This window comes from Streptomyces sp. NPDC059743 (genome assembly GCF_042732975.1).
Lineage (GTDB): Bacteria > Actinomycetota > Actinomycetes > Streptomycetales > Streptomycetaceae > Streptomyces.
Window position 1 is genome coordinate 199,302 of the sequence record NZ_JBHWGS010000011.1, and the last position, 19,326, is coordinate 218,627.

General features: G+C 68.1%; 18 protein-coding genes. 5 read left to right on the forward strand and 13 right to left on the reverse strand.

Translation table 11 applies throughout. The features are described from left to right. Positions 1–15: 15 nt before the first annotated feature. The 7 genes from ACFV6H_RS21000 to ACFV6H_RS21030 all read right to left on the reverse strand — a co-directional run bounded on the left by ACFV6H_RS21000 (position 16) and on the right by ACFV6H_RS21030 (position 7,709). Complete coding sequence (locus ACFV6H_RS21000) at positions 16–1,260, reverse strand: lanthionine synthetase C family protein (RefSeq protein WP_385544161.1); 1,245 nt, start codon at positions 1,258–1,260, stop codon at positions 16–18. Beyond that, positions 1,257–4,157 carry a lantibiotic dehydratase gene (locus tag ACFV6H_RS21005; RefSeq protein WP_385544164.1) on the reverse strand — a complete coding sequence of 967 codons (2,901 nt, stop codon included), beginning with the start codon at positions 4,155–4,157 and terminating at the stop codon, positions 1,257–1,259. Before ACFV6H_RS21005 ends, ACFV6H_RS21000 begins: the two co-directional genes overlap by 4 nt. Positions 4,158–4,240: 83 nt before the next feature. Beyond that, positions 4,241–4,423, reverse strand: a complete 183-nt coding sequence (locus tag ACFV6H_RS21010; RefSeq protein ID WP_385544167.1) for an FxLD family lanthipeptide — start codon at positions 4,421–4,423, stop codon at positions 4,241–4,243. A 63-nt stretch (positions 4,424–4,486) separates the two neighbouring features. Beyond that, positions 4,487–5,692, reverse strand: a complete 1,206-nt coding sequence (gene fxlM / locus ACFV6H_RS21015) for a methyltransferase, FxLD system (RefSeq protein WP_385544170.1) — start codon at positions 5,690–5,692, stop codon at positions 4,487–4,489. 10 nt (positions 5,693–5,702) lie between these two features. After that, positions 5,703–6,686: a helix-turn-helix domain-containing protein gene (locus tag ACFV6H_RS21020; RefSeq protein ID WP_385544173.1), complete on the reverse strand. Its 984-nt coding sequence runs from the start codon at positions 6,684–6,686 to the stop codon at positions 5,703–5,705. Between the two features lie 112 nt (positions 6,687–6,798). Beyond that, the gene (locus ACFV6H_RS21025; RefSeq protein ID WP_385544176.1) at positions 6,799–7,239 is read right to left on the reverse strand and encodes a DUF6415 family natural product biosynthesis protein; all 441 of its coding nucleotides are present in this window, start codon (positions 7,237–7,239) and stop codon (positions 6,799–6,801) included. After that, positions 7,239–7,709 carry an ATP-binding protein gene (locus ACFV6H_RS21030; RefSeq protein WP_385544179.1) on the reverse strand — a complete coding sequence of 157 codons (471 nt, stop codon included), beginning with the start codon at positions 7,707–7,709 and terminating at the stop codon, positions 7,239–7,241. Before ACFV6H_RS21030 ends, ACFV6H_RS21025 begins: the two co-directional genes overlap by 1 nt. Positions 7,710–8,009: 300 nt before the next feature. Here ACFV6H_RS21030 and ACFV6H_RS21035 point away from each other — a divergent pair, with 300 nt between their 5' ends. Next, the gene (locus tag ACFV6H_RS21035) at positions 8,010–9,338 is read left to right on the forward strand and encodes a DNA-binding protein (RefSeq protein WP_385544182.1); all 1,329 of its coding nucleotides are present in this window, start codon (positions 8,010–8,012) and stop codon (positions 9,336–9,338) included. 1 nt (position 9,339) lies between these two features. Here the strand turns inward: ACFV6H_RS21035 and ACFV6H_RS21040 are convergent, their stop codons facing one another. Continuing rightward, entirely contained in the window at positions 9,340–10,392 is a 1,053-nt protein-coding gene (locus tag ACFV6H_RS21040) for an NAD-dependent epimerase/dehydratase family protein (RefSeq protein ID WP_385544185.1), read from the reverse strand. A 163-nt stretch (positions 10,393–10,555) separates the two neighbouring features. Here ACFV6H_RS21040 and ACFV6H_RS21045 point away from each other — a divergent pair, with 163 nt between their 5' ends. Both ACFV6H_RS21045 and ACFV6H_RS21050 read left to right on the forward strand, forming a co-directional pair. Continuing rightward, positions 10,556–10,843: a hypothetical protein gene (locus ACFV6H_RS21045; protein WP_385544188.1), complete on the forward strand. Its 288-nt coding sequence runs from the start codon at positions 10,556–10,558 to the stop codon at positions 10,841–10,843. Between the two features lie 399 nt (positions 10,844–11,242). Then, positions 11,243–11,803, forward strand: coding sequence for a hypothetical protein (locus tag ACFV6H_RS21050; RefSeq protein ID WP_385544191.1), 561 nt, complete (start codon positions 11,243–11,245; stop codon positions 11,801–11,803). A gap of 154 nt (positions 11,804–11,957) precedes the next feature. Here the strand turns inward: ACFV6H_RS21050 and ACFV6H_RS21055 are convergent, their stop codons facing one another. The 5 genes from ACFV6H_RS21055 to ACFV6H_RS21075 form a co-directional block, all read right to left on the reverse strand. Beyond that, the gene (locus ACFV6H_RS21055; RefSeq protein ID WP_385544194.1) at positions 11,958–12,584 is read right to left on the reverse strand and encodes a hypothetical protein; all 627 of its coding nucleotides are present in this window, start codon (positions 12,582–12,584) and stop codon (positions 11,958–11,960) included. Between the two features lie 509 nt (positions 12,585–13,093). Continuing rightward, a complete protein-coding gene (locus tag ACFV6H_RS21060; protein WP_385544458.1) occupies positions 13,094–14,875 on the reverse strand; it encodes a relaxase/mobilization nuclease domain-containing protein in 1,782 nt (593 codons plus the stop codon). Continuing rightward, positions 14,865–15,740: a plasmid mobilization protein gene (locus tag ACFV6H_RS21065; RefSeq protein ID WP_385544196.1), complete on the reverse strand. Its 876-nt coding sequence runs from the start codon at positions 15,738–15,740 to the stop codon at positions 14,865–14,867. The genes ACFV6H_RS21060 and ACFV6H_RS21065 overlap by 11 nt, the downstream gene beginning before the upstream one ends. Before the next feature lie 189 nt (positions 15,741–15,929). Then, the gene (locus ACFV6H_RS21070) at positions 15,930–16,910 is read right to left on the reverse strand and encodes a DUF2637 domain-containing protein (protein ID WP_385544199.1); all 981 of its coding nucleotides are present in this window, start codon (positions 16,908–16,910) and stop codon (positions 15,930–15,932) included. A 354-nt stretch (positions 16,911–17,264) separates the two neighbouring features. After that, positions 17,265–18,428, reverse strand: a complete 1,164-nt coding sequence (locus tag ACFV6H_RS21075; RefSeq protein WP_385544202.1) for a DUF3631 domain-containing protein — start codon at positions 18,426–18,428, stop codon at positions 17,265–17,267. A gap of 63 nt (positions 18,429–18,491) precedes the next feature. Between ACFV6H_RS21075 and ACFV6H_RS21080 the strand changes: the two genes are divergently transcribed. Both ACFV6H_RS21080 and ACFV6H_RS21085 read left to right on the forward strand, forming a co-directional pair. After that, complete coding sequence (locus tag ACFV6H_RS21080) at positions 18,492–18,686, forward strand: hypothetical protein (RefSeq protein ID WP_385544205.1); 195 nt, start codon at positions 18,492–18,494, stop codon at positions 18,684–18,686. A 129-nt stretch (positions 18,687–18,815) separates the two neighbouring features. Beyond that, positions 18,816–19,262, forward strand: coding sequence for a helix-turn-helix domain-containing protein (locus ACFV6H_RS21085; RefSeq protein WP_385544207.1), 447 nt, complete (start codon positions 18,816–18,818; stop codon positions 19,260–19,262). Positions 19,263–19,326: the final 64 nt, after the last annotated feature.

Consider the following 19,326-nt stretch of genomic DNA (forward strand, 5'->3'; position numbering starts at 1 on the left):
TGCGGCCTCCAGAGTTCACGCCAGGGCGAGGAAGGTGTCCCAGTGCGGTGCGGGCGTGTGGCCCGTGCCGAGGGTGTGCAGGGCGAGAGCCGCCCCGGCGGCTCCGTCGAGGAGTTCGGGTTCGTAGTTGTGCCGGTTGAGCGCGGCAATCAGACGGTTGGCCAGGCGCGATAGCTCGGCGGTGATCTCCGTGTTGTCCGTCTCGGTGGCCATCCGCCACGCGGCGTGCAGCAGTCCGGCTATGCCGTGGCACAGCCCGATCTCGGGCAGCTTGGCCAGTTGCAGTGGGTCGCGCAGGGTCGCGAGGAGCGCGTTCTCGGCGGCCTGTACGCGTGCCGCGTCGCCAAGAGCGAGCCCGGCCAACTGCTGGGCGCGGGCGGTGCCGCTGATTCCGTAGCACCAGGAGGGGCGGGGGCGAAGGTCGGAGTGGACGTGGTTGTCGGTTGCCTGCTGCATCGAGATATAGCCCGGCCACCAGGGGGCGGTCTCGTCGCCTTGACGCCAGTGGTCGGTCCAGGCGCAGATCCGCTCGACGGCGTCGGCCATGCCGGGCACGGGCAGACCATTGAGCAGGGCCTTGGACAGCACGGACAGGGTGGAGCCGATGCCGTGTGCGAGCCCGAAGTTCCCGTGGCCGCCCGGGTAGTCGGCGTGGGGTGCGCCGGTGGGCGCGACGTTCATCCACCAGGGCGGCAGCCCGGCAGCTTCGGGCAGGGGCTCGGTCAGGCGTACCAGGTAGGCCAGGACATCACGCGTGATCTCGTGGTGGGGGTGGCGGCTCAGGTGGTAGGCGCCCAGCCCGGAGAGGCCCTGGATGAGGTCGAATTCCTCCATCGGAGGCCGCTCGGCGCGGGTGATGCGCTGGTGGGCTGTGGCCAGGCGTTTCCGGGTGACGGTGATGGTCGCTGTGTCTAGGCGTTCAAGGACTCGGAGGTACCGGCTCGATGCGCTGGCCGCGCCGTACGTGATGAACGCGAGGGCCGGGGCGCCGAAGTAGAGGTTTGCGTTGGTCGCCGCGCTGATGTCGCCGTGCAGGGCTGTGGCCAGCCAGGTGTGCGCGGTGTCCCAGTCGCCGTGACCGGTCCGGGCTCGCTCGATGTGCAGCAGGGCGATGCCCGAGGCTCCTCCGGCGAGCGACTGCGGCCAGGCCCGGCCGCCCTCGGGCCGGCCGCCGGGCCACACGGTGTGCGGATCGGCCAGTACGTGGGCCAGTTGGTCGGCGGCGGACAGCGCGGTGGAGGCGGGAGCGGTCGTGGTCACGGTGTCCTCCTTGTTCGTGCCGTCCAGCTCAGGGCGGCGGCTCTGGCCAGGTGCAGGTGTGTGCGCTCCTCAGGCAGGTCCGGCGCGTGCACCCGGACCTGGTGGAGGTGCAACAGGTCCGGCAGCAGATCGCTGGGGCGTATGTCCGCGTCCGTGAGCGCGCGGCGGTAGGCGGTCAGTGCCTCGTGCCGCGCGGACCAGGCCGCAGTGACGCGCTCGTCCAGGCCCGCAGGGTGGTTGGCCACCAAGTCGACGGCTTGGCGATAGACGGCGCGGGGCGGAGCGGCTGCGGAGGTGCGGGTGTGCTTGATGAGCCACTGCATCGCCGCGGCCCGGTCGCCGACCAGACCGGTGGCGATGTCGACCATGCTCGCGGCCGTCATCGCGCGGGCGTCCGCTCCCATCTCGTCCTGGAAGGTGAGTTGAGCCAGCGCGGCGGTGGAGTCGGCGGCGAAGTACCGCTCGGCCGCGTCGATCGCGGTGGGGCCGCCGAAGCGTGCGGTTTCCGGGTGGTAGGTCTCTAGGCCAACGTGGGTGATCAAGCCGTGGCGCCGGAGCCGTCGGGTCCACTTGCCGATGTGCTCGAAGACGCTGCCGAGGGCTCCGGGGGCGCATGTGAGGCGAACGCGAAGGTGGTCGTCAGGGTCTCGGTAGCGGACGAACCACCATTGTGGGGCGCCCAGTTCGTCCAGCAGGATCGGCAGGTGCTGGATCAGGAGAGAGTTCTGCCGGTCGCGGTGGCCGTGGAGCTGGAGGTAGATGCGGTTGTCGCAGCCGGGCAGGTGGCCGTGCTCGCGGTTGACGGCGTGGCCGGAAGTCCGGACGGGGGCGATGTTCTGGTCCGCAGCCAGAGGGATGACGACTTCGTGTGCTCGGCCGCCGGTCCATCCCAGGCCCTCGGGCCGGGGTGCGGGGCGCAGCGTCACCTTGCCGTCGCGGTTCACATGGGTCCGCAGCAGGGCCCGGTGGGAAGGCTCCGTCAGGTCCAGGGCCATGGACTGGTCGGCCTCGCTCAGGTACACCCGCTCGGGCAGGTGTACGTCGTGGCGCCATCGGGTCAGGGCCTCGTCCCATTGCGGCCACGGTGCCGGCGCGTCGGGAAGGTCTTCGCTGGTGAGGAGCCAGCGGGCTGGGGACAGGATTGTCCGTCCGTAGCGGAGCGCGGGCAGAAACGGCAGGTTGGAGGCGGCGGTGCCCCACATGAATCCGATGCAGGGAACGGCCAGTGCGACGGGCGCCTCGGCCAGGAACCGGGCCAGCGGATGGGAGTGGTGGCCCAGGTCCACGGCGTTGAGCAGCAACGTGTGCACCGGGCGGTGGCGGGAGAGCGAGACCAGGTGCAGGCGTTCGGCGTCGGCGGTAACCGCTAGGTCCGTGACGGGGACGAGCCTGGTGTCTGGGCTCTGGTAGTCGCCGAGCGAGATCACCAGCTCGGTTGCCTGTGGGGCGCGTGCGACATTCTCAGCACGTACGGATAGTGGAGTGGAGCTGATCTGGGCGACGAGCGAACCTTGATGCACCCCGGGCAGTCCGGCGTACGCCTCGGTCATACGGTGGCGGTCCTCGTCGTCCAGCATGCCCAGGAAGCGACCGGCCGTAGCGCCGGCCGAGCGAGCCACCCCGACGACGTGCAGGGTGAACTCGCCTTGCTGGAGGGCGACAACGCTCGCGGCGTCGATGCGGACGGTCAGTTCGGTGCTGGGCTGGACGGGGCGGTTGGGATCTGTGGTGGCCAGTTCCTCGATCGCGGCATCGTCGAGCTGAACTTCGAGGCGGCCTTGTATTCCGGCGGAGTGGGCGAGCTTGATGAGGCGGCCGTCGCGGTCGGGCAGCGGGGCGGGCGCCGGTGTGGTGGTTGCCCCGAGGAAGCCGGGCGGGTATCCGAGCGCGTCGATGGCGTCCAGGACGGGGACGATCGCCCGCGGCCCGTACCGCTCCAGGAAGCGGCCGTGCCACTCGGCCCAGCCGGTCAGCGCCGCTCGGGGAGCGAGGCGGGTGAGCGCCTTGGCTGCCGCTGCCGCCTCATGGGCGACCGCCGTGGGCACGGTCAGGTCCCAGTCCACCCGCAGGTCGAGCACGGGTGTGGACGTTTCACATATCTCTGCTGCTTCGGTGGGGGCGAGGTGCTGCGCGTGTTCCAAAAGACCGGCGAGCGAGTCGGTTACGGTCATCGCCGGGCGGAGACTGGTGAGATGGACTCGTTGCTTGACCAAGCCTGCGATGAGCTTGTCAATCGTGGCGGGCGGGGCGCTTGGGAAGCTGATGGAGAGCTTCACGGCGAGGTCGCTCCACAGGATCGGGGTCCGGGCGCCGTCCAGTGCTTCGCGGACCGGCGCGGTCACGCGAACGTGCACGTGCTCCGGTCCCCCGTCGGTGGTTCCGCTCGGGCGGTGCTCGATCACGACGTGCCCGTCGCGTTCGACGGCGAGGGAGGAAGCGAGCAGCATCAAGTGGGGCCGCAGCGCCGGATGCTGCTCGAAGCGGTTGACGAGAGCCGTGCTGCGTGCCGCGTCGCGTCTGGCGACGACGTGGTGTCCGGTGCCCACACGCAGTTCGGGCGTGGTGCCTATCCGCGCGGCTGCGACCCCGGCGAACAGACCGAACGGGGTGGCGCGCGTGCGGGCGCGCAGCAGGTAGCGCAGAACGGCGAGCACCGTGCGCCGTACGGTGGGGGCCGGTAGCGGTCGGCCGGCGCAGATCTGTTCCACCCGGCTCGTGAGGTCGGGACTGGCAGCCGTGACGGCGGCTGCGAAAGCAGGCGCTTGCCAGGTCTGTTGCAGCCACGCCTGCCATGACGTCGTGTTCGCGGACGCGCCGATGAGGTCCGGCCAGACAGTCTCGTGGTCGGGGTGCCATGCAGCCGCCCGGACCAGTGCCGCATCAACGTGACGGTACATACGCCCCTCCTGTCGACGGGTACCCGGCCGCGCCCATGGGCTGGGCTGCGGCCGGGCACCGCGATGAACGCGATCGGGTACTGCTACGGGCAGCTCACGCACGCCGTTGCGCACGTGGAGTTGCAGCCGTCGCTCGTCAGGCGGATGAGCTGGTCCGCGGCGGGGCCGTGCTCGACGATGGTGATGTCCAGGTCGAAGCCGGTGAGGTCCTGCTGTTCGGCGGCCGGCCGCACCGGCGCATCCGGGCGCTCCATCTGAACGGTCATGCATGCCTCCTTGGGGAAGTTTGCTGATGGTTCACGGTCCCGGGGCCCGAGAGCCCCGGAGTCTCAGTTCCAGGCCACCGTGACGATGCCGTGGCGTCGTCGTACGGCGTCCCGGGGCAGGGGAGTGGGGGCGGCGCCCGGCAGGTACCGGAACGTCGCGGCTCCCCGGCGGCGGTGGTCCTGGGCCCAGCGGCGGAGCACATTCACGTACTCGTCTGCGAGCGCTTCCGCCTGCGGGCCGTGGGCGATCACCCCGCTCTCGAAGCCGCCGGTGCTCTCGTTCTCGCGGCGGGTCCGGTAGGCGATGCTGTCCTCGCTCACCAAGGCGGGCACGCCGTACAGGGCGGACGCTTCTACGAGGCCGTGCTCGACGGCGTCCTTGTCCGCATGCAGGCGGGCCGCGCTCGACAGGTTGAGCGTGAGGTACAGCTCCAGCTCGTCGGGCAGGTCGTACGCCGCTCCGGACCAGCGCTCCAGCCTGGGTGTGTCCAGGGCGTGGTTCAGCGCCTGGGCGTTGAGGGGCACCCGGACGTCATCGGTCTGCAAGGCGACGCCCGCCCGTAGCATCGCCTTGCGTTCCTCGGCGGCGCCTTCGCCCTGCATGGGCACGAAACGGGCCAGACCGTACGAGCGGCTGATCAGGCCGTCGTCGTCGCGGTCGAAGGCGATCGAACGGGTCGTGCCGCACATTGTCAGCGGGACGACGAGCCTGCCCTGCGCGGTCAGCCCACTGATCCACGAGGCGGGGATGTCCCACGCGGCCGCGGTGACGATGATCCGGTCGTACGGGGCACCGTCGGGGACACCGGTCTCGCCGTCGGCAAGAACTGTCTTCACCTGGGTGTATCCGGTGTCGTCCAGGCACAGACGGGCGCGGTCGATGATGTCGCGGTCGATGTCGACCGTGGTGACCGCCCCGTCGCTGCCCACGAGTTCCTGGATGAGCGCGGCGTTGTAGCCGCCGGATCCGATTTCCAGGACCCTCATGCCGGGTTCGATGCCGGCCTGCTCCAGCATCACGGCCTGGAGGTGGGCCGCGGACATGACGCTGATGTCCAGGCCGGTCTCGTCCTTCTTGACCGGCACGGTGCGGTGGAGGTCGTAGGCGAGTTCCAGGGGCGCGTCCGGCGCGAACCTGTGCCGGGGCACTGCGGCGAAGGCAGCGGCGACAGGCTCGGACGTGATCCCGTCCTGATCACGGAGTGCGCGGACCATGTCCGCGCGCAGCCTGTCGGCGTCGCGAACAGTCGAGTCGCTAGCAGTAGTCATCCTGTTACCGTCATTTCCTTTGTGATTTCTGGTCGGTCGGGCATGGGGAGGAACCAGTAAGAGGAGGCTCCTCCCCGCGGGATTCGTTCGGCGTCGAGCCGTGGTCCGGATCCGGCTCGATGTGCTCGGGTTTACACAACAGGACACTGCTCAGATTGAGTGTGCGTCTGCTTTTCAGTTCGTAGTGCCTGGCCATGGACTCGATCAGGTCCAATGAATCAGATGGTGAGAGCGCACTCGCACCAATCAGGCTGAACGCAAACTCGTACTGTGACACTGTTGCTGGATCGTCAACCAACTGGCCGGACGCGAAGCATTTCAGATAGGCAAGTGTTGGTGCGTCAGAGAAGGCCATCAGTTTCAGTGCGCCGTCAATTGCTGGGTGTCCGCCGGACGCGAATGGCAATACCTGCACAACGATGCGGCGCCGACGCCCCAGTTCAGCGATGTGGCGCAGCGCCTCCGCCATCACGGCAGGGCCGCCGATCATTCGCTGGAGGACAGTCTCGTCAAGTACGGTCCACACGGTGGGCTCTGGGCGCTGGAGCATCTTTGCGCGTTCGAGCACTGGCGTAATGAGTTCACTGATTGCCTCATCGGCTGCCGTTGGGAGGCCGGAATGGATGACTGCTTGCGTGTAAGCTTCTGTCTGTAAGATTCCTGGAATATGCTGCGGGGCGTACTCCTGGATGCGTTTTGCGTTCTGTTCGGCCTTGACTGCTTCAATGCTTTGGTCCGGCCGTCGTAAATCCTTCAGCGCTGCACAGACTCGGAAGAAAAACCCACCGGAGTCGAGGATCTCGTCGAGCTTGAGTGCAATCTCAGGTCGCATTCTGCGCGTACCCGACTCCAGCATTCCGATGAAGGCGCCGGTCAAGAACAGCAGTCGCCCCACCTCGCCCTGCGACATTCCTTTCTTTTCGCGGTGGTATCTAAGCTCTGCGCCGATCAAGGCATGGACTGACGGTGCCGTGTCCAGCGGCTTGGGCTGCACGAAACTCCTCGGACTTGCGAACGATGACAGGGCGATGGAGCGGATTATGCGGGCTTGTCCGCGGGGTCAAGATGGAGCCGGGACAGGAGGAGCGGCCTGTTCGGTAGAGCGCTCATGACAGCGCCTCCACCAGCAGGTCAACCAGGCCGAGGGTGGCGACGGCCAAGCGACGCGTCTGCCCGCGTATGCGAAGGGCGCCGCTGGATCGGGCCTTGGCCCACACGGTTTGCACTCTGTCTACGGCCTCGGTGACTGCGGGGCCGGAGTGCCAGTCGGCGACGCGCACGAGTAGCGGCAGCACGGCTCTGAACTGGGCGTCAGCCTGGTCGATCTCCTCGGCACCCGGATCGGCGTACTCTCCGAGCACCGCTTCCAGAGCGTCGCAAAGAGGGTTGAAGACGGGCACCGCAACAGCGACGTCCGACTCGGGTTCTGCGGGGCGAGGACGGTACAAGTCGATGGTCAGCGGCGCCAAAAGCCCAGCCCGCCCGGTCACCGTACGGACAGGAACGCCGAAGTCAGCAACCGGTTCCGCCACCGCCACCGCGGACATCACGGCGTCCCCAGCGGGATCCTGCACCAGGTCTCCGCGCCGCCGTCGCTGGTTCCCCAGCTCCCGCCGGCCTCTTCTACCAGGCTCTCGACGAGTACAAGGCCGCGCCCCGACAAGGCGTTGTCATCGGCGTGCCTGGGTGTGGCGCGGCCCGGCATGCCGTCGATGACGGCAATGCGCAGGAAATCCTCCCGTACGACAAGGCGCAGGCAGATCTCCGTGGTACCGCTGTGCACTATCGCGTTGGTGACCAGTTCGGAGACGAGCAGCATCACCATGTCGGTCAGCGCTTCAAGGCCGCAGTACTTCAGTTTCGCGGCGGCGATTCGGCGCATGACGCCGACCCGGCAGGCGTCCTCAGCGCGCGGCGGTCCACCACCGTGCTGGGGAGAGATCTTGATGTGCTCGGTCATCACTTCCCCGTCGCGGCGGTGGCCCGCGCGAGGTGTCCGTACGGCTGTCGTCGTCATCACGTCCTCTGGGGGTGGCAGGCCCGCCGATACAACGGGCCACTGTCCAGCGCGCTCGTTTGGACGCGCTCAGCGAGGGTGTTGATCAGCGTGGTCCCATATGCCGTGCCACCGCCATGTCAGGGAGCTGCCGTTTCGCTGCCACCAGGACCGCGGTCCGACACTTGACCGCCAGCCAACTGCCATCTGCCGAGAATGTGTTGCACTAGTTGGTGGTCGCGGTATCCCCTTCGTGCAAAGGGATCGATCCGTAGGCGGGTTGCCGAGCCAACAGACCAAGGCTTGATTACTGGGGGCGATGTGACGGAACAACCCGAGACGCTGCTCAAGCTCCTGTGCGAAAAGCGCAACTTGAGCGCCCCCGACTTCGTGGAGCTGTTCGACAGGACCGCCGATGAGGTCGTGGGAAAGGGTGTCAACAACCCGACGTGCAGCGAGCGGACGGTATTCCGGTGGAGGGCGGGACGGACCCGTCCGGAGTCGCTGTCTGCTGATACCCGCCGCGTGTTGCAGGCCATGTTCGGCTGTGACGTCGCGGCGCTGTTGACTCCTCCCCCGCTCGCCGAAGATTCCCCGGCACCCGCGTTCAATCTGGAGCACGAGATCAACATGACCGCACGCGATGCTCAGGACGACGCCAGCGCGACAGCCGCGGCGTCCGTCTCCGACACCAGCCTCGACCAGCTCACCGACGACGTGGCGTCGCTTGCGCACGCCTACGCTTCCCTCCCGCCGATTGAGGCATTTCGGCGTGGCCGCGTACTCCAGGAGGAGCTTCACAGCCAGCGGGATCGCACGCAGATCCCCGCCCAGCAGCAGCGTCTCCTCGAATTGACCGGCCAGACGATGGCGCTGCTCGCTGCGGCGGCCTTCGACCTCGGCTCTTTCACCAACGCTCGTCGCCTGGCCCGTGCGGCTGACCTCTACGGGGAGAGTGCACGCTTCGAGCCGCTGCGGGCGTACGCGGACGGCATCCTCGCGTACGTCGCCTACTTCACGGGCATGCCCGCCGAGGCTGTCAGCAAGGCGCGACGGGCCCAGACGTACGGTGGCCTGGGCGACATCGCCCGGCGCCGGCTTCTGGCCATTGAGGCGCGCGCACACGGATACCTCGGCGACACCGATTCCGCCCGCCACACTCTCCGGCTCTCCATGGAGGCCGACAGTGGGACACGCGACGATCTCCACGACGGTGTCGGAGGCGAATTCGGTTTCAGCGCCGAACGCTTGGCCATGTCCAGCAGTTCGACCGCACTTTTGATCCACGACGGGGACCAAGCCGAGCAGTCGGCGCGCCGCGCCCTTGAACTCATCAGCCGGAAGCCACAGGCCGGCCGTTCGGCGCACGTCCTCGGAGGTGCCGCCGCGGACCTCGCCATGGCCCGGCTCCTGTCGGACGACATCGAGGGAGCGGCTGACGCGCTGACGCCCCTATGGAGTATCCCCGGGGACCAGCGCGTGACCGGGGTTCTCGTGCGGACGGGCCAGATCCAGCAGTTCCTCACACAACCGGCGTACCGCACCTCGACGCTGCCGCGCGAACTGCGCGACCGCGTCGAGGACTTCACCCGTACCGCGAGCGCTCACCAGCTCAGCACGCGTTCCGCTTTGCTCCAGTTGGAAGCCTGAGTCAGACCAGAGAAGCGAGGATCTTCGCCTCCTTCTCCGGGGCGATCCCGTGGTCCGCCCACCTCGGGTGGTCCACGGGACGCCCGTCGGCGGCAAGCCACGCCCAGGTGTCACGGATGGAATCGGCGATCGGCCGGCACCGCAAGCCTGCGGCCACTGCCCGGCTGGAGTCGACTGACCACACACCCGCGTGCGTGCGCCACAGAGGCAGCTCGGTCCACTGCGCGACGCCGTGACCGGTCAGAACGCCCGGTTCAACCCACTCCGGCGTCCCGACCCCAGCGGTGACGGCCAGGCACTCACCGAGAAAGTCGGCGAAGGTGATGCCGTCGGGGTGGGTGATGTTGTACCCGCCGCTCGTCTCGCCGGCCGCCTGGTCGAGTGCGAACTCGGCGACATCGCGGACATCGACGGGTTGGATGCGCTGGCCGCTCGGGGCGGGCGCCAGAATCCTTCCGCCGCGCTGGGCCCGGGTCAGCCACCAGGGGAGCCGGCCGACGTACTCGCCGGGCCCCAGAATGACCCCGGGGCGCAGAAACACCGCCGCGTCACCGAACACCTCGGTCACGGCACGCTCTCCGCCGGCCTTCTGGAAGCCGTAGACGGTGGGGCTGCCGTCCTCGCCCGTGTATCCGTATGTCTCGTCCGCGTCCGCGGGGCAGTCCAGCAGCGGCGAGTGGTCGGTGAGGGCTTGGTGCGGCCAGCCCTGGTAGACGGACACGGTGGAGATGTGCACCCATCGCCGGGCCACAGCACGGAGGGCAGTGGTAGCCAGGAGTACATCGCGGGGCGGGAAGTCGGAACTGGATGTGTCGATAACGGCGTCCCATGGCCCTTGCAGGGCAAGGCGATGGAGGTCATTCCGGTTTGTACGGTCCCCGTGAACGGGCTCGACGCCTTCGACGTCGTGTCCGGACCGCCCCCGGTTGAAGGTGGTAACCGACCACCCTCTCGACAGCCCTTCTCGCGCGATGTGCTTCCCCAGGAACCAGGTACCGCCGATAACGAGAATCCTCATGCCTGCGATCTTGCCGCCCCTGCGCGGAAGAGTCATCGGCGTACAGGGAAACCTTGCTGAGCGAGTCACGCCCGGTACGGCTCAATACTGGGGATGGCAGGCCCGTGGCTGCTCGGTCCGCAAGCCTGCGCTGCCGCGAGCCTCGGCGATGCCGAGACGGCATCCACCGCCAACTGGGAGGCTACGGAGAGACGGGAGCGTGTGGTGCCCGACGAGGCCCAACTGGGCCTTCGGGGATCTGGCCGGGGCGCAGTGCGACCTCGCGCTGGTCCGGCTGTTCAGCGGTGACGTGGACGGTGCGGCTGAAGCCATCCGCCCGGTGCTGGACCTGCCCGCCTCGCACCAGAACAACGGCATCGTCGTTTCCGCGATGCGCGTCCGCCAGGCACGCACATGCAACCCTGCGCAGACGGCTGTTGTCGCCCGCGATCTTCGCGCGGAGATCGAAGCCTTCCCGGCCCATCAACCGGCCCTGCCCCGCGGGTAGGGTCCGCAGCATGTACCCGGTCACGCGTGACTCTGTGGTGCACGCCATCCTGGACCGCGAATGGGCATCGCTCTCCCCGGAGTAGCCGCTCGCGCCGCGCGGCTCGCTCCCGGGCGTTTCGCGTAAGGCGAGGCGGGCGTATGGCGGTGAACGGTGAGGGCCCTCGGCGCACGGGACAAAGAACAGGACAACGAGCAGTGCGAAGAGAGCCTGTCTCGCTGCGGCGACTCGATCAGCTCTGTGGTTTGGGGCCCGTTGAAGCATGCCCTGCGCGATGATAAGCGTATGACTGGGGGTAGTTGAGACAAAAGCCTAGCTCATACCCGGTGATTCCAGGTGGTTTGGGACTGTTTCCCATGGTGCGGGACTGGACCGTACGAGAGGCGGAGGAGCAAGATCATGTATGACTGCGAGGGATGTGGCCGGGCCCGGCAGGGGTTGTTCTTCGGCTTCGGGATGAAAGAGGCGGAGTGGTGGTGCTGGCGGTGCCAGAGCGCCGACCAGAAGGAACTGATCAGCTTTCTGGATGACCGCGCCCGGGGCGTGCTGAACCGTGACGTCGACGGCGTGGACTGGCCCTACGGCCCGAACATCTACGTCCAAGTGCGCGCGGACCTTCTGGACTGGGCGGACCTGTATGACCTCAAGATCGGCAGTACGAGATGTTCGTCTGGGCTCCACTGGCTCGACAAGGGCCGCTGCGCCAAGAGGGAATGCCTAGACAAGCCGGAGTTCTACGACCACACGACGACGTGGCTTTCGCGGACCACTGGCAGGCCCGCTCTGGTCTTCAACCAGCCGTACAGGCAGGTAGACACGGCCGAGGTTTGGCAGTCCATCAGCGAATACCCGTCTCTCACGGCAGAGGTAGGGCCGGAGAGCTGGTACGGCGCAGGTACCAACGGTGTCTACATCTGGAATGAAGGCAACCGTTCCGAGACTGTTCGGCTGCCCCGCTAACCGTGCATTGAAGGGCTCCACCTCGCGGTGAGGCCCTTCAGCATCGGGCGTCCGTGAGCGTTCGCCTGGCAGGTCAGACGGGGGGCGAGCTACGGTGGCGACCGTCGTTGTGTTGGACAAGGACTAGGACAAAGAGCGGCTCGAGTCATGTGGGCTACTCCCATGGGTCAGCCCACATGACCTTCTGTACAACTTCCGGGGCGTTGATGGCTTTCCAAACAGGCGCGAAGTAACGATTATTGAGGTCAGCGACCGATTCGTAATCGGTTACTACCTCTGTGAGATCTAGCCCTCTGTCTGCCTTGCGCATTGCCGCGTTCGTTAGGTTTGTCGATCCTTTGAAGGCTAGAAGGCCATCAACAATTACTAGCTTCTGATGCGGTGCATCGAAATTGGCCTCCCGTGGATTAATGACCTTGGCCTTCAGGTTAGGAGCTTCTTTGGGGAACTCGGTAAGCTCCATCCTTGCGTGGTCTTCAACCTGCGAGACAAACCCATAAACAGGAGCTCTCATCGATGTCATCTTGAGGGCCCCAATCATGATATGGCTAATTCCCCAACTCGCGAAGTGTACGAAGCTCCTGGCGCGAGACAGGATCTCGAAGAACAGTCGCATCGTCGGCCACGGTCTATCATGACCCCAGCCTGTACTTTGGGAGTTGCGCACCACTTCGGCGACAGTGCGAGCATGGTCCATCAAATCCTTACCCAAACTGACAGACGCCCCCTGTTCATCAAGCCAGTTAATAGCGCTGCGCCCATCAGCGTACTCGCCGTACACGTATTCGGTTCTGCACACAGGGCAGAACTGCCGATACTGTGTTGGACCGCCAGTATTTTCCTGTCGCTCGAAAGTCGGTCCATTGATCAGGCCCCGGCAGGTCGGGCAAGCGTATCGTGGTGGGTTGAAGTCCAAGATGGAAGTAATGTCGAACCCCGGCACAGTGGCTCCCCCCAACTTGAAAGTTCCGCCCAGTTGAGGACGGCAGGGGAGGAGTGTACCGGGTGACGGGCATTGAGGGGGCCACTCTTCGGCATATGTCATGGTATTGCGGCGAGTGGTTGGCGATGCGTGGATCCGGGAAAGCTGCTTCCGCTGTTTCTTAAGTCACGACGAAGGTAATTCGGATGATGCTTGCCTTTACGCCAGACTTTGCCCTTGTCGAACAGGTATTTAATGCGGCTCCGTGCCACCACCGACTCGTCGCTCTGTCACCTGGGCGATGGCGGTGTCCAGCTTGGTGATCGCCGCTTCGACCTGGTCTATCCCTCAGGCGGGAGATGCGCCGGTCAGCGTGTGGTGCGGCGGGTGTACGGCTCTGGTGCCGACCGGGCTGTGGGTCCGGTTGAGGGGTGATCGGCGGTGGGGTGGGCGGGTGTGTGTCGGAGGGTGGTGCGGGTTTGGGCGGAGCGGGTGCGCTGGTGGATTCGGTTGGCGGTGCTGTTTCGTAGTCGCCAGATGAGGACTTCGGCGGGGTGGTCTGCGGTGTTGAGTTCGCGTTGTCCGGCCAGGTCGGCGAGGGCTTTGCGGGGTGGGGTGCCGGCGGTTTCGGCTTGGGCGAGGGTGGTGGCGAGGGCGGGCCAGGCGGGGTCGGCCAGGATCCGCTGGGCGTGCTCGGGCACGGCGGCCTGGACGGTGGCGGCGAGGCGGTGAGCCTGGTCGGGTGAGGGGGTGCGCTCGGCGAGGCGGGCCAGCGTGGCGCGGGCCGTTTGCTGGTAGGCGGCCTGGAGGTGGATGAACGTCTGGTGGGCGGCGGCGGCCTGCTGCTGGTGGCCGTACTGTGCGTGCCAGTGGTCCAGGGCGATCAGTACGTATATGGCCGTGGCCAGCAGTGCTGTCACGACGTCGATGTCCTTGCCGGGCAGGCCGCGGATCAGTTCTTTCCCGGCTTGCCGTAGCGCGTAGGCGCCTTGGTGCTCGGCGCGTACCGCCGACCGGTTCGCGCGGTCGAAGGCGGCTGCCGCTGCGCGGAGTTCGGCCCGGATCTGTTTGGGGGCGGTGGCGGCGGTGTTGTGGAGCAGCTCGGCGAACGCTGCTGCCTCTGCCTGCACGCGCGCGTCCGACTCTGTCCCCGCCGACGCGTTTGTGTCGGAGGCGTCGAGGAGGAAGGTGTAGGTGGTGCGCAGCTCGGCCTCCGCCCGCCTCCAGACGCCGGTCCCGCCGCGGCTGTTGGCATGCTCCGGCGCCCGAGCCTGCGTCGCGGGCTGGCCGGCGGGGGGTGTGAAGCGTTCGCGGAGCCTGCCCAGGGAGAGGTCGGGGGCGAGGGCGGATCCGCCGTAGAAGACGGGTTCGCCCTTGGCGTCGGTGTCCCCGGGGGCGGCGAGGCTGTAGCCGGTCCTCTCGCCGGTCTCGGGGCCGGTCCGGTGCCGGACCGTGACGCCGAGCGTGGTCAGGACGGCGAAGTACTCGTCCTCGTCGGTGGCGGCGGCTGCTGCCGTGTAGGCGTGCTCGCGAAGCCACTGCCGGGCGGTCTGGCGGCGCCCCTGCCGTTCGGCCTTGGCCACCTCCGCTCCGGTCGCGGTCTTCGGTGCCGTGCCGTCTCCCGGCTTCAGGCGCCGAAGACCGAGTTCGGTCTCGATCTTGCGGCATTCGGCCTGGGCGCGTTGCCCGTCGCGCTTGTTGCGGGGGCGGCGGCCGTCCTCGCGGACGCTGGTGGCCATGATGTGGATGTGGTCCTCGGCGTGCCGCACGGCAATCCACCGGCATCCGGCGTCGTCGCCGTGCTCGGCGATGCCGGTGGCGTGGACGATACGGCGGGCGACCTCGGCCCACTCGATGTCGGTGAGGTAGCGGTCGCCCGGTGCTGTCCGGACGGGGCAGTGCCATACGTGCTGCGGGACCTTTCGTCCGGTGCGCTGTTCGCGCAGCCGGACCGGCTGGTCGAGGTACTCGGCCAGCTCGGTCAGCGCGGCTTGGTGCTCGTCCAGGGGGACGCGGCCGGGGTCGGTGATGCCGGGAATGGCGAAGGCGGCGACGATGTGCGGGTCGGTGTGCTCGTCGCGGCGCCCGGGGCCGTAGAGGTAGGAGAGCAGGCCGCGGGAGCGGTTCCCGGTGGAGACGTCAGGCACCACGGCGACCGCCTCCGGCCAGTACCTGCTCAAGCACGCGCCGGGACAGCCGTGCGACCTGGTACAGTTCGTCGAGGACGTCCATCGCGCGGTCGGGCAGCTCGCCGGTGTGGATGGCGCGGGTGATCTGGTTGAGGTTCACGCCGACGCGGTGGAACTCCCGTATCAGCTTGCCGAACAGGACGAGCAGGTCCTGGGTGGCCTGTGGTGACGGCAGGGCCGGTACTGCGGCGGGGCGCTGGTCGGGCAGGTAGGCGTGGGCGAAGGTGAGGGCGGCGTCCATCAGGTAGGCGGAACGGGAGCGTTTGGCCTCGCGGGCAGCGTGGTCGATGAAGTCCCGCTCCGCCGGTTCGGCCGAGCACGTCAGTTGTACGTCGCGTTTGGTCCCGGAGCGTGGCCGGTACAGGACCTCGCTCAGTCGCCGCCGACGCCCCGCCCATGGAGCTTCGTCGTCATCATCGTCGGCGGGCATGGGGAGGTCGTTGGCGGCGACGCCGTGGTGCACGAACGCGTCGGGCGTGACGGTCGGCGCGAAGCGCCCGACATCGACGGCGGCGGGCTCGCCGGGTTCGGTCGGCGGCTCCTGGCCTTGGTGGAGGCCGCGCTCGGCCTCCATCCCCGCCTGGTCCGTGCCCCGCTGGGCACGGCCGGAGTCCGCCCCCGCCGGGGCGGGCACGAGCGCGAAGGCCGCATCGCCCCCGGCGATGTGGACTTCGCCCCAGCTCGCTCCGCCGTTGTCGTTCCCCGGGTCAACTCCCCTGCTGCTCAGGGAGGTTACTGGAGCGATGGGGGTCTGCTCTCCGTGCTGGCGCTGTGGGTTGAGGGGGCCGGTGTCGGGGTCGTGCTTGTTGCGGAAGGGGTTGCGCACGTGGTGGCTCCGTTCGCAGGTCGGCGGTGGTGGCGATGGTTGTCGGGACCGGCGGTTTGGCCGGGCTGCGCTTCTGGGATAAGGGGCCGGTGGGCCCGCGGCTGCCGGGGTATCGGCAGCCGCGCCGGCCTCTACTGGACCGCGTGGGGTGTGGCTGTCCGGATGGGTTCAGGTCCGGTCGGCGAGGGGTTACTGGTCTTCCGGCCGGTCGGGGTGTTGGCGCGCCTGGGCGGTGCTCCGGACGAGGGTGATGGCCTCAGTCAGGCGGAGGGTTCCGGCGCCGAGTCCGGATTCGGTCAGGGCCTTGCGGGCACTGTCACGGGTGATCGCGTCCGGGTCCGGGTGTGCGGCGGCGATGACCTCAGCCAGTCGTTCCAGCGCTGCCATCGGGGGGCGCCCGCCCTGCTTCTGGGTGTGCCGTACGGAACCCCCGTGCCGGTCCTCACCTGCGTCTTCGGGTTCGTCCTGCGGTGATTCGGCCGTTGTCACGGCTCCTGTGGTGCTGTCCCGATCGCCGCTGCCGGAGTTCCGGCTGCCCGTCGCGTTCGCGTCGGCGGTTCGCGCGGGTCCGGCCTGCTGGGGCTCCGGCAGGTCGTGCGGCTCCAGGCGCTTCGGTACCTCGTGTGCGGGTGGCGGAGGAGTTCCGTCGCCTTGATGGTGCCGGTACGGAACCGGTGTGGTGGTTCCGTCCGCTGCGATCGGGGCGGGGTCGGTGCCGCCGTAGCGGGTGATCAGGATGTGGAGGTGGGTGGCTCCGGCCAGGGCGAGAGGGGCAATGGCGGACAGGACGGTGACGGTGGTGTCGTCGAGGTGGAGGCCGACGGCGCCGGGCTGGTTGAGGTCGAGGGCGTGCAGGCCGTTGGCCCAGATGCTGGCGGCGGTGGCGGTGATGAACAGGGCCCAGGCGTACAGGCGTGCTGGCAGCGGGGCTTCGCGCAGGACCAGCAGGGCGCGGACGCCGTAGGCGATGAAGCCGTCGATGACGACGGGGAACAGGTAGGTCAGTTGCGGGCGGACGTGGACGGCGGTGGCCATCTGCCGCAGCGCGTCGAAGGACAGGGCGCAACCGGCGAAGCCGAGCAGGATGATCGCGAGCTGGTCCCACCAGGTCGCTCGGTGACGGCTGGCCGGCCTTGCTGAGTCGGCCGTGGGTATGGCGGTGTCGGGCATGGTGAAGGCGTCCTTGCGGATGAGGTCTGCGGGGGTGGGCTGGGTGTGCCGTCTTAGCCGTCTTGCCGTTGCAACCGCAGGTCAGCGGCGGTACGGCAGGCCGCGCGGCTGCCGTCCGGGACGGCACGGAGACGCGCCCCGGGGGAGCCGGGGCCCGGTTCGCGTGGTGTCTGGCTGGGTGTCGGGACGGATGGTCATCCGTCTTGGGACGGATAGCCGTCCCGCTTCCAGGGCCGTTGACCTGCGGTTTAGTGGCTGGGACGGCAGGGACGGCAGAAGACGGATGTGCGGCGGCTCGCGCTGGTCCCCGCCGGTAGCGCGGCGGTCGCGCCGGTGGCAGGGACCAACGGCCCGTCAGCCCGCGTCGGCCTGTGGGGTGCCGAGGGGATGGACGGTGGGGCAGTAGCGCTTCCAGGCGTCGGTGAACTTGCCGCGCGTGTAGCCCTTGCGCTGGATGTCGCCTACGCGCACGTTGCCTGAGCTGATGCCGTACTCGCGCAGCATCGCGCCGAGGCCGCGCGGGGTGAGGCCGCCGCGCCCGTGCTCGGTCCAGGGGGCTTCGGGGTCGCTGTTCAGCGCGTACAGGAGGTCGTCGGTGCTCAGGTGTTCCTGCTCGCCCTTGGCGTGGAAGATCCGCCGGATGTCGGCGAGGATGCGGGCGTTGCTGGGGTTGTCCTGCTCCGCTTCGGCTTCGGCTATGACCATGCGGGCGCACGCGTGGCGGGCGCGGTCGGGCCAGGGGCCGCCCGCGAGGTCAGCGACGATCACGAGGGGTTCCCAGGTGTCGGCGGCGCGGTCCTCTACCGGCATGGCGGGCTCAAGGAGCAGGGCCTGGTCAGTCAGGGGCGCGGACCACCGGGCGAGACGGGCGCGCAGTTCGTGCAGGGCGGGGCTGTCGCGCTTGGTGCGGTAGGGGCTGACGCGCTCGCCCTCGGCTCGGCGGCGCATGCGGATCACGACCGACCGGTCCATGATCGTGTCGGGGAGGTCGCCGATGCCTGCCAGTGCGGCCATGGCGAAGGTGTGGAAGCGGTGGGGGGTGTGGTCGTTGCCGACCACGCGCAGGACGTAGCGGTCGCGTTGGTGCCCGGCGTTGAGGAGGCCGCGCATCTCCTCGTTCTTCTCGGCCTGCTTGGGAGTGCCGAAGATGGTGTCGGCCTCGTCGACGAGCAGGGTCGGGGGCTCCTCGGTGATGGAGCGGAAGACGGCGGCGGCGGTGGAGTTGACCGTGATGACGGGGTTGTGGACGGTCTCGGTCAGAATGTCGAGCAGGCGGGACTTGCCGCATCGTTTCGCGGGGCCGACCACAGCCAGGCGCGGGGCGTGCTGCCATGAGGGCTGCAGGTGGGTGGCGGCGACCCACAGCACCGCGGCGTCCAGTGCCTCCTCGCTGGGCAGGATCACGAAGCGGGCCATCGCCGCCCTGAGCTGGTCCAGGAGGGCCGCGCCGTTGCCAGCGGTGACATCGGGATCCGGTTGCGCTGCGTGGGCGGGGCCGGGGCGGGTATCGTCGTTCAAGGAGATTCCTCACTCGACGGCTCCGGGGGGCAACCCGGTCCGTCGTTGGTCTGCTGTCCAGGGATGGGCGGTGTCGAGGTTTCCGATCAGCCCCCGGTGTTCGTAGCGCCGGGGGTTTTGTCTTTCTCCGGCGGCGTGATCGCCACCCTCAACCTCCTTCAGGTTCAGATTTCCATGCTGGCCTATCTGTTGTACTACCCTCGGCGCGTGGATGTCAAACCGATAGTCGGTTGGCTTCTCGATTCCCAACTGGCATAGTGCCAGTTCGCGCGACTGTGTGACCTGTATCACTTCTAGCTTCATGCGCCTGTCGGTTGGGGATTCAATGCTGGTATGGTTTAACTATGGGCCCCGGTGCAGTGCCGGTTCAGCCGAGAGGAGGTGAACATGGACAAGCCCAAGGAGCGCCGCCTCATCCCCAGCGAGGGGGAGGCCCTGGTGGCGCACAACCTGAAGATCATGCGGAAGGCCGCCCGGCTGTCCCAGGACGATGTCGCCGAGCGCATGAGGCGCCTCGGCTTCAAGTTCCATCAGACCCAGATCGCGAAGATCGAGAACGGCACCCGGTCCATCCCGTTCGACGAGGTCATCGGCCTGGCCAAGGCGCTGAACCTGCCCGCCGAGTACTTCATGACCCAGGCCGTAGCCAACCCGGACGATCCCCACTACGAACTCCAGGAAGCGGGCTTCCGCCTCCAGGACCTGGAGAAGGAGTGGAGAGCCGCCCAGGACCTCGCCGACGCCGCGAAGAGGCGCCTCGAAGAAGCCGAGCGTGAATACGACGAGATCGCCGAACGCCTCGGCGTCGATGTCACCCCCCCGGCGATGAGCTGACGTTCTACCCGGCCCCCAACTCGCCCGAGGACCCCCTCCGTAACGACACGGGTACTCCCGCCGC

Bases quoted from the DNA above. Each gene is read 5' to 3' on its own strand.
- ACFV6H_RS21005 (WP_385544164.1), bottom strand. From the start codon at position 4,157: ATGTACCGTCACGTTGATGCGGCACTGGTCCGGGCGGCTGCATGGCAC.
- ACFV6H_RS21010 (WP_385544167.1), bottom strand. From the start codon at position 4,423: ATGACCGTTCAGATGGAGCGCCCGGATGCGCCGGTGCGGCCGGCCGCC.
- fxlM (WP_385544170.1), bottom strand. From the start codon at position 5,692: ATGACTACTGCTAGCGACTCGACTGTTCGCGACGCCGACAGGCTGCGC.
- ACFV6H_RS21025 (WP_385544176.1), bottom strand. From the start codon at position 7,239: ATGTCCGCGGTGGCGGTGGCGGAACCGGTTGCTGACTTCGGCGTTCCT.
- ACFV6H_RS21030 (WP_385544179.1), bottom strand. From the start codon at position 7,709: ATGACGACGACAGCCGTACGGACACCTCGCGCGGGCCACCGCCGCGAC.
- ACFV6H_RS21040 (WP_385544185.1), bottom strand. From the start codon at position 10,392: ATGACTCTTCCGCGCAGGGGCGGCAAGATCGCAGGCATGAGGATTCTC.
- ACFV6H_RS21050 (WP_385544191.1), top strand. From the start codon at position 11,243: ATGTATGACTGCGAGGGATGTGGCCGGGCCCGGCAGGGGTTGTTCTTC.
- ACFV6H_RS21070 (WP_385544199.1), bottom strand. From the start codon at position 16,910: ATGCCCGACACCGCCATACCCACGGCCGACTCAGCAAGGCCGGCCAGC.
- ACFV6H_RS21080 (WP_385544205.1), top strand. From the start codon at position 18,492: ATGGGCGGTGTCGAGGTTTCCGATCAGCCCCCGGTGTTCGTAGCGCCG.
- ACFV6H_RS21085 (WP_385544207.1), top strand. From the start codon at position 18,816: ATGGACAAGCCCAAGGAGCGCCGCCTCATCCCCAGCGAGGGGGAGGCC.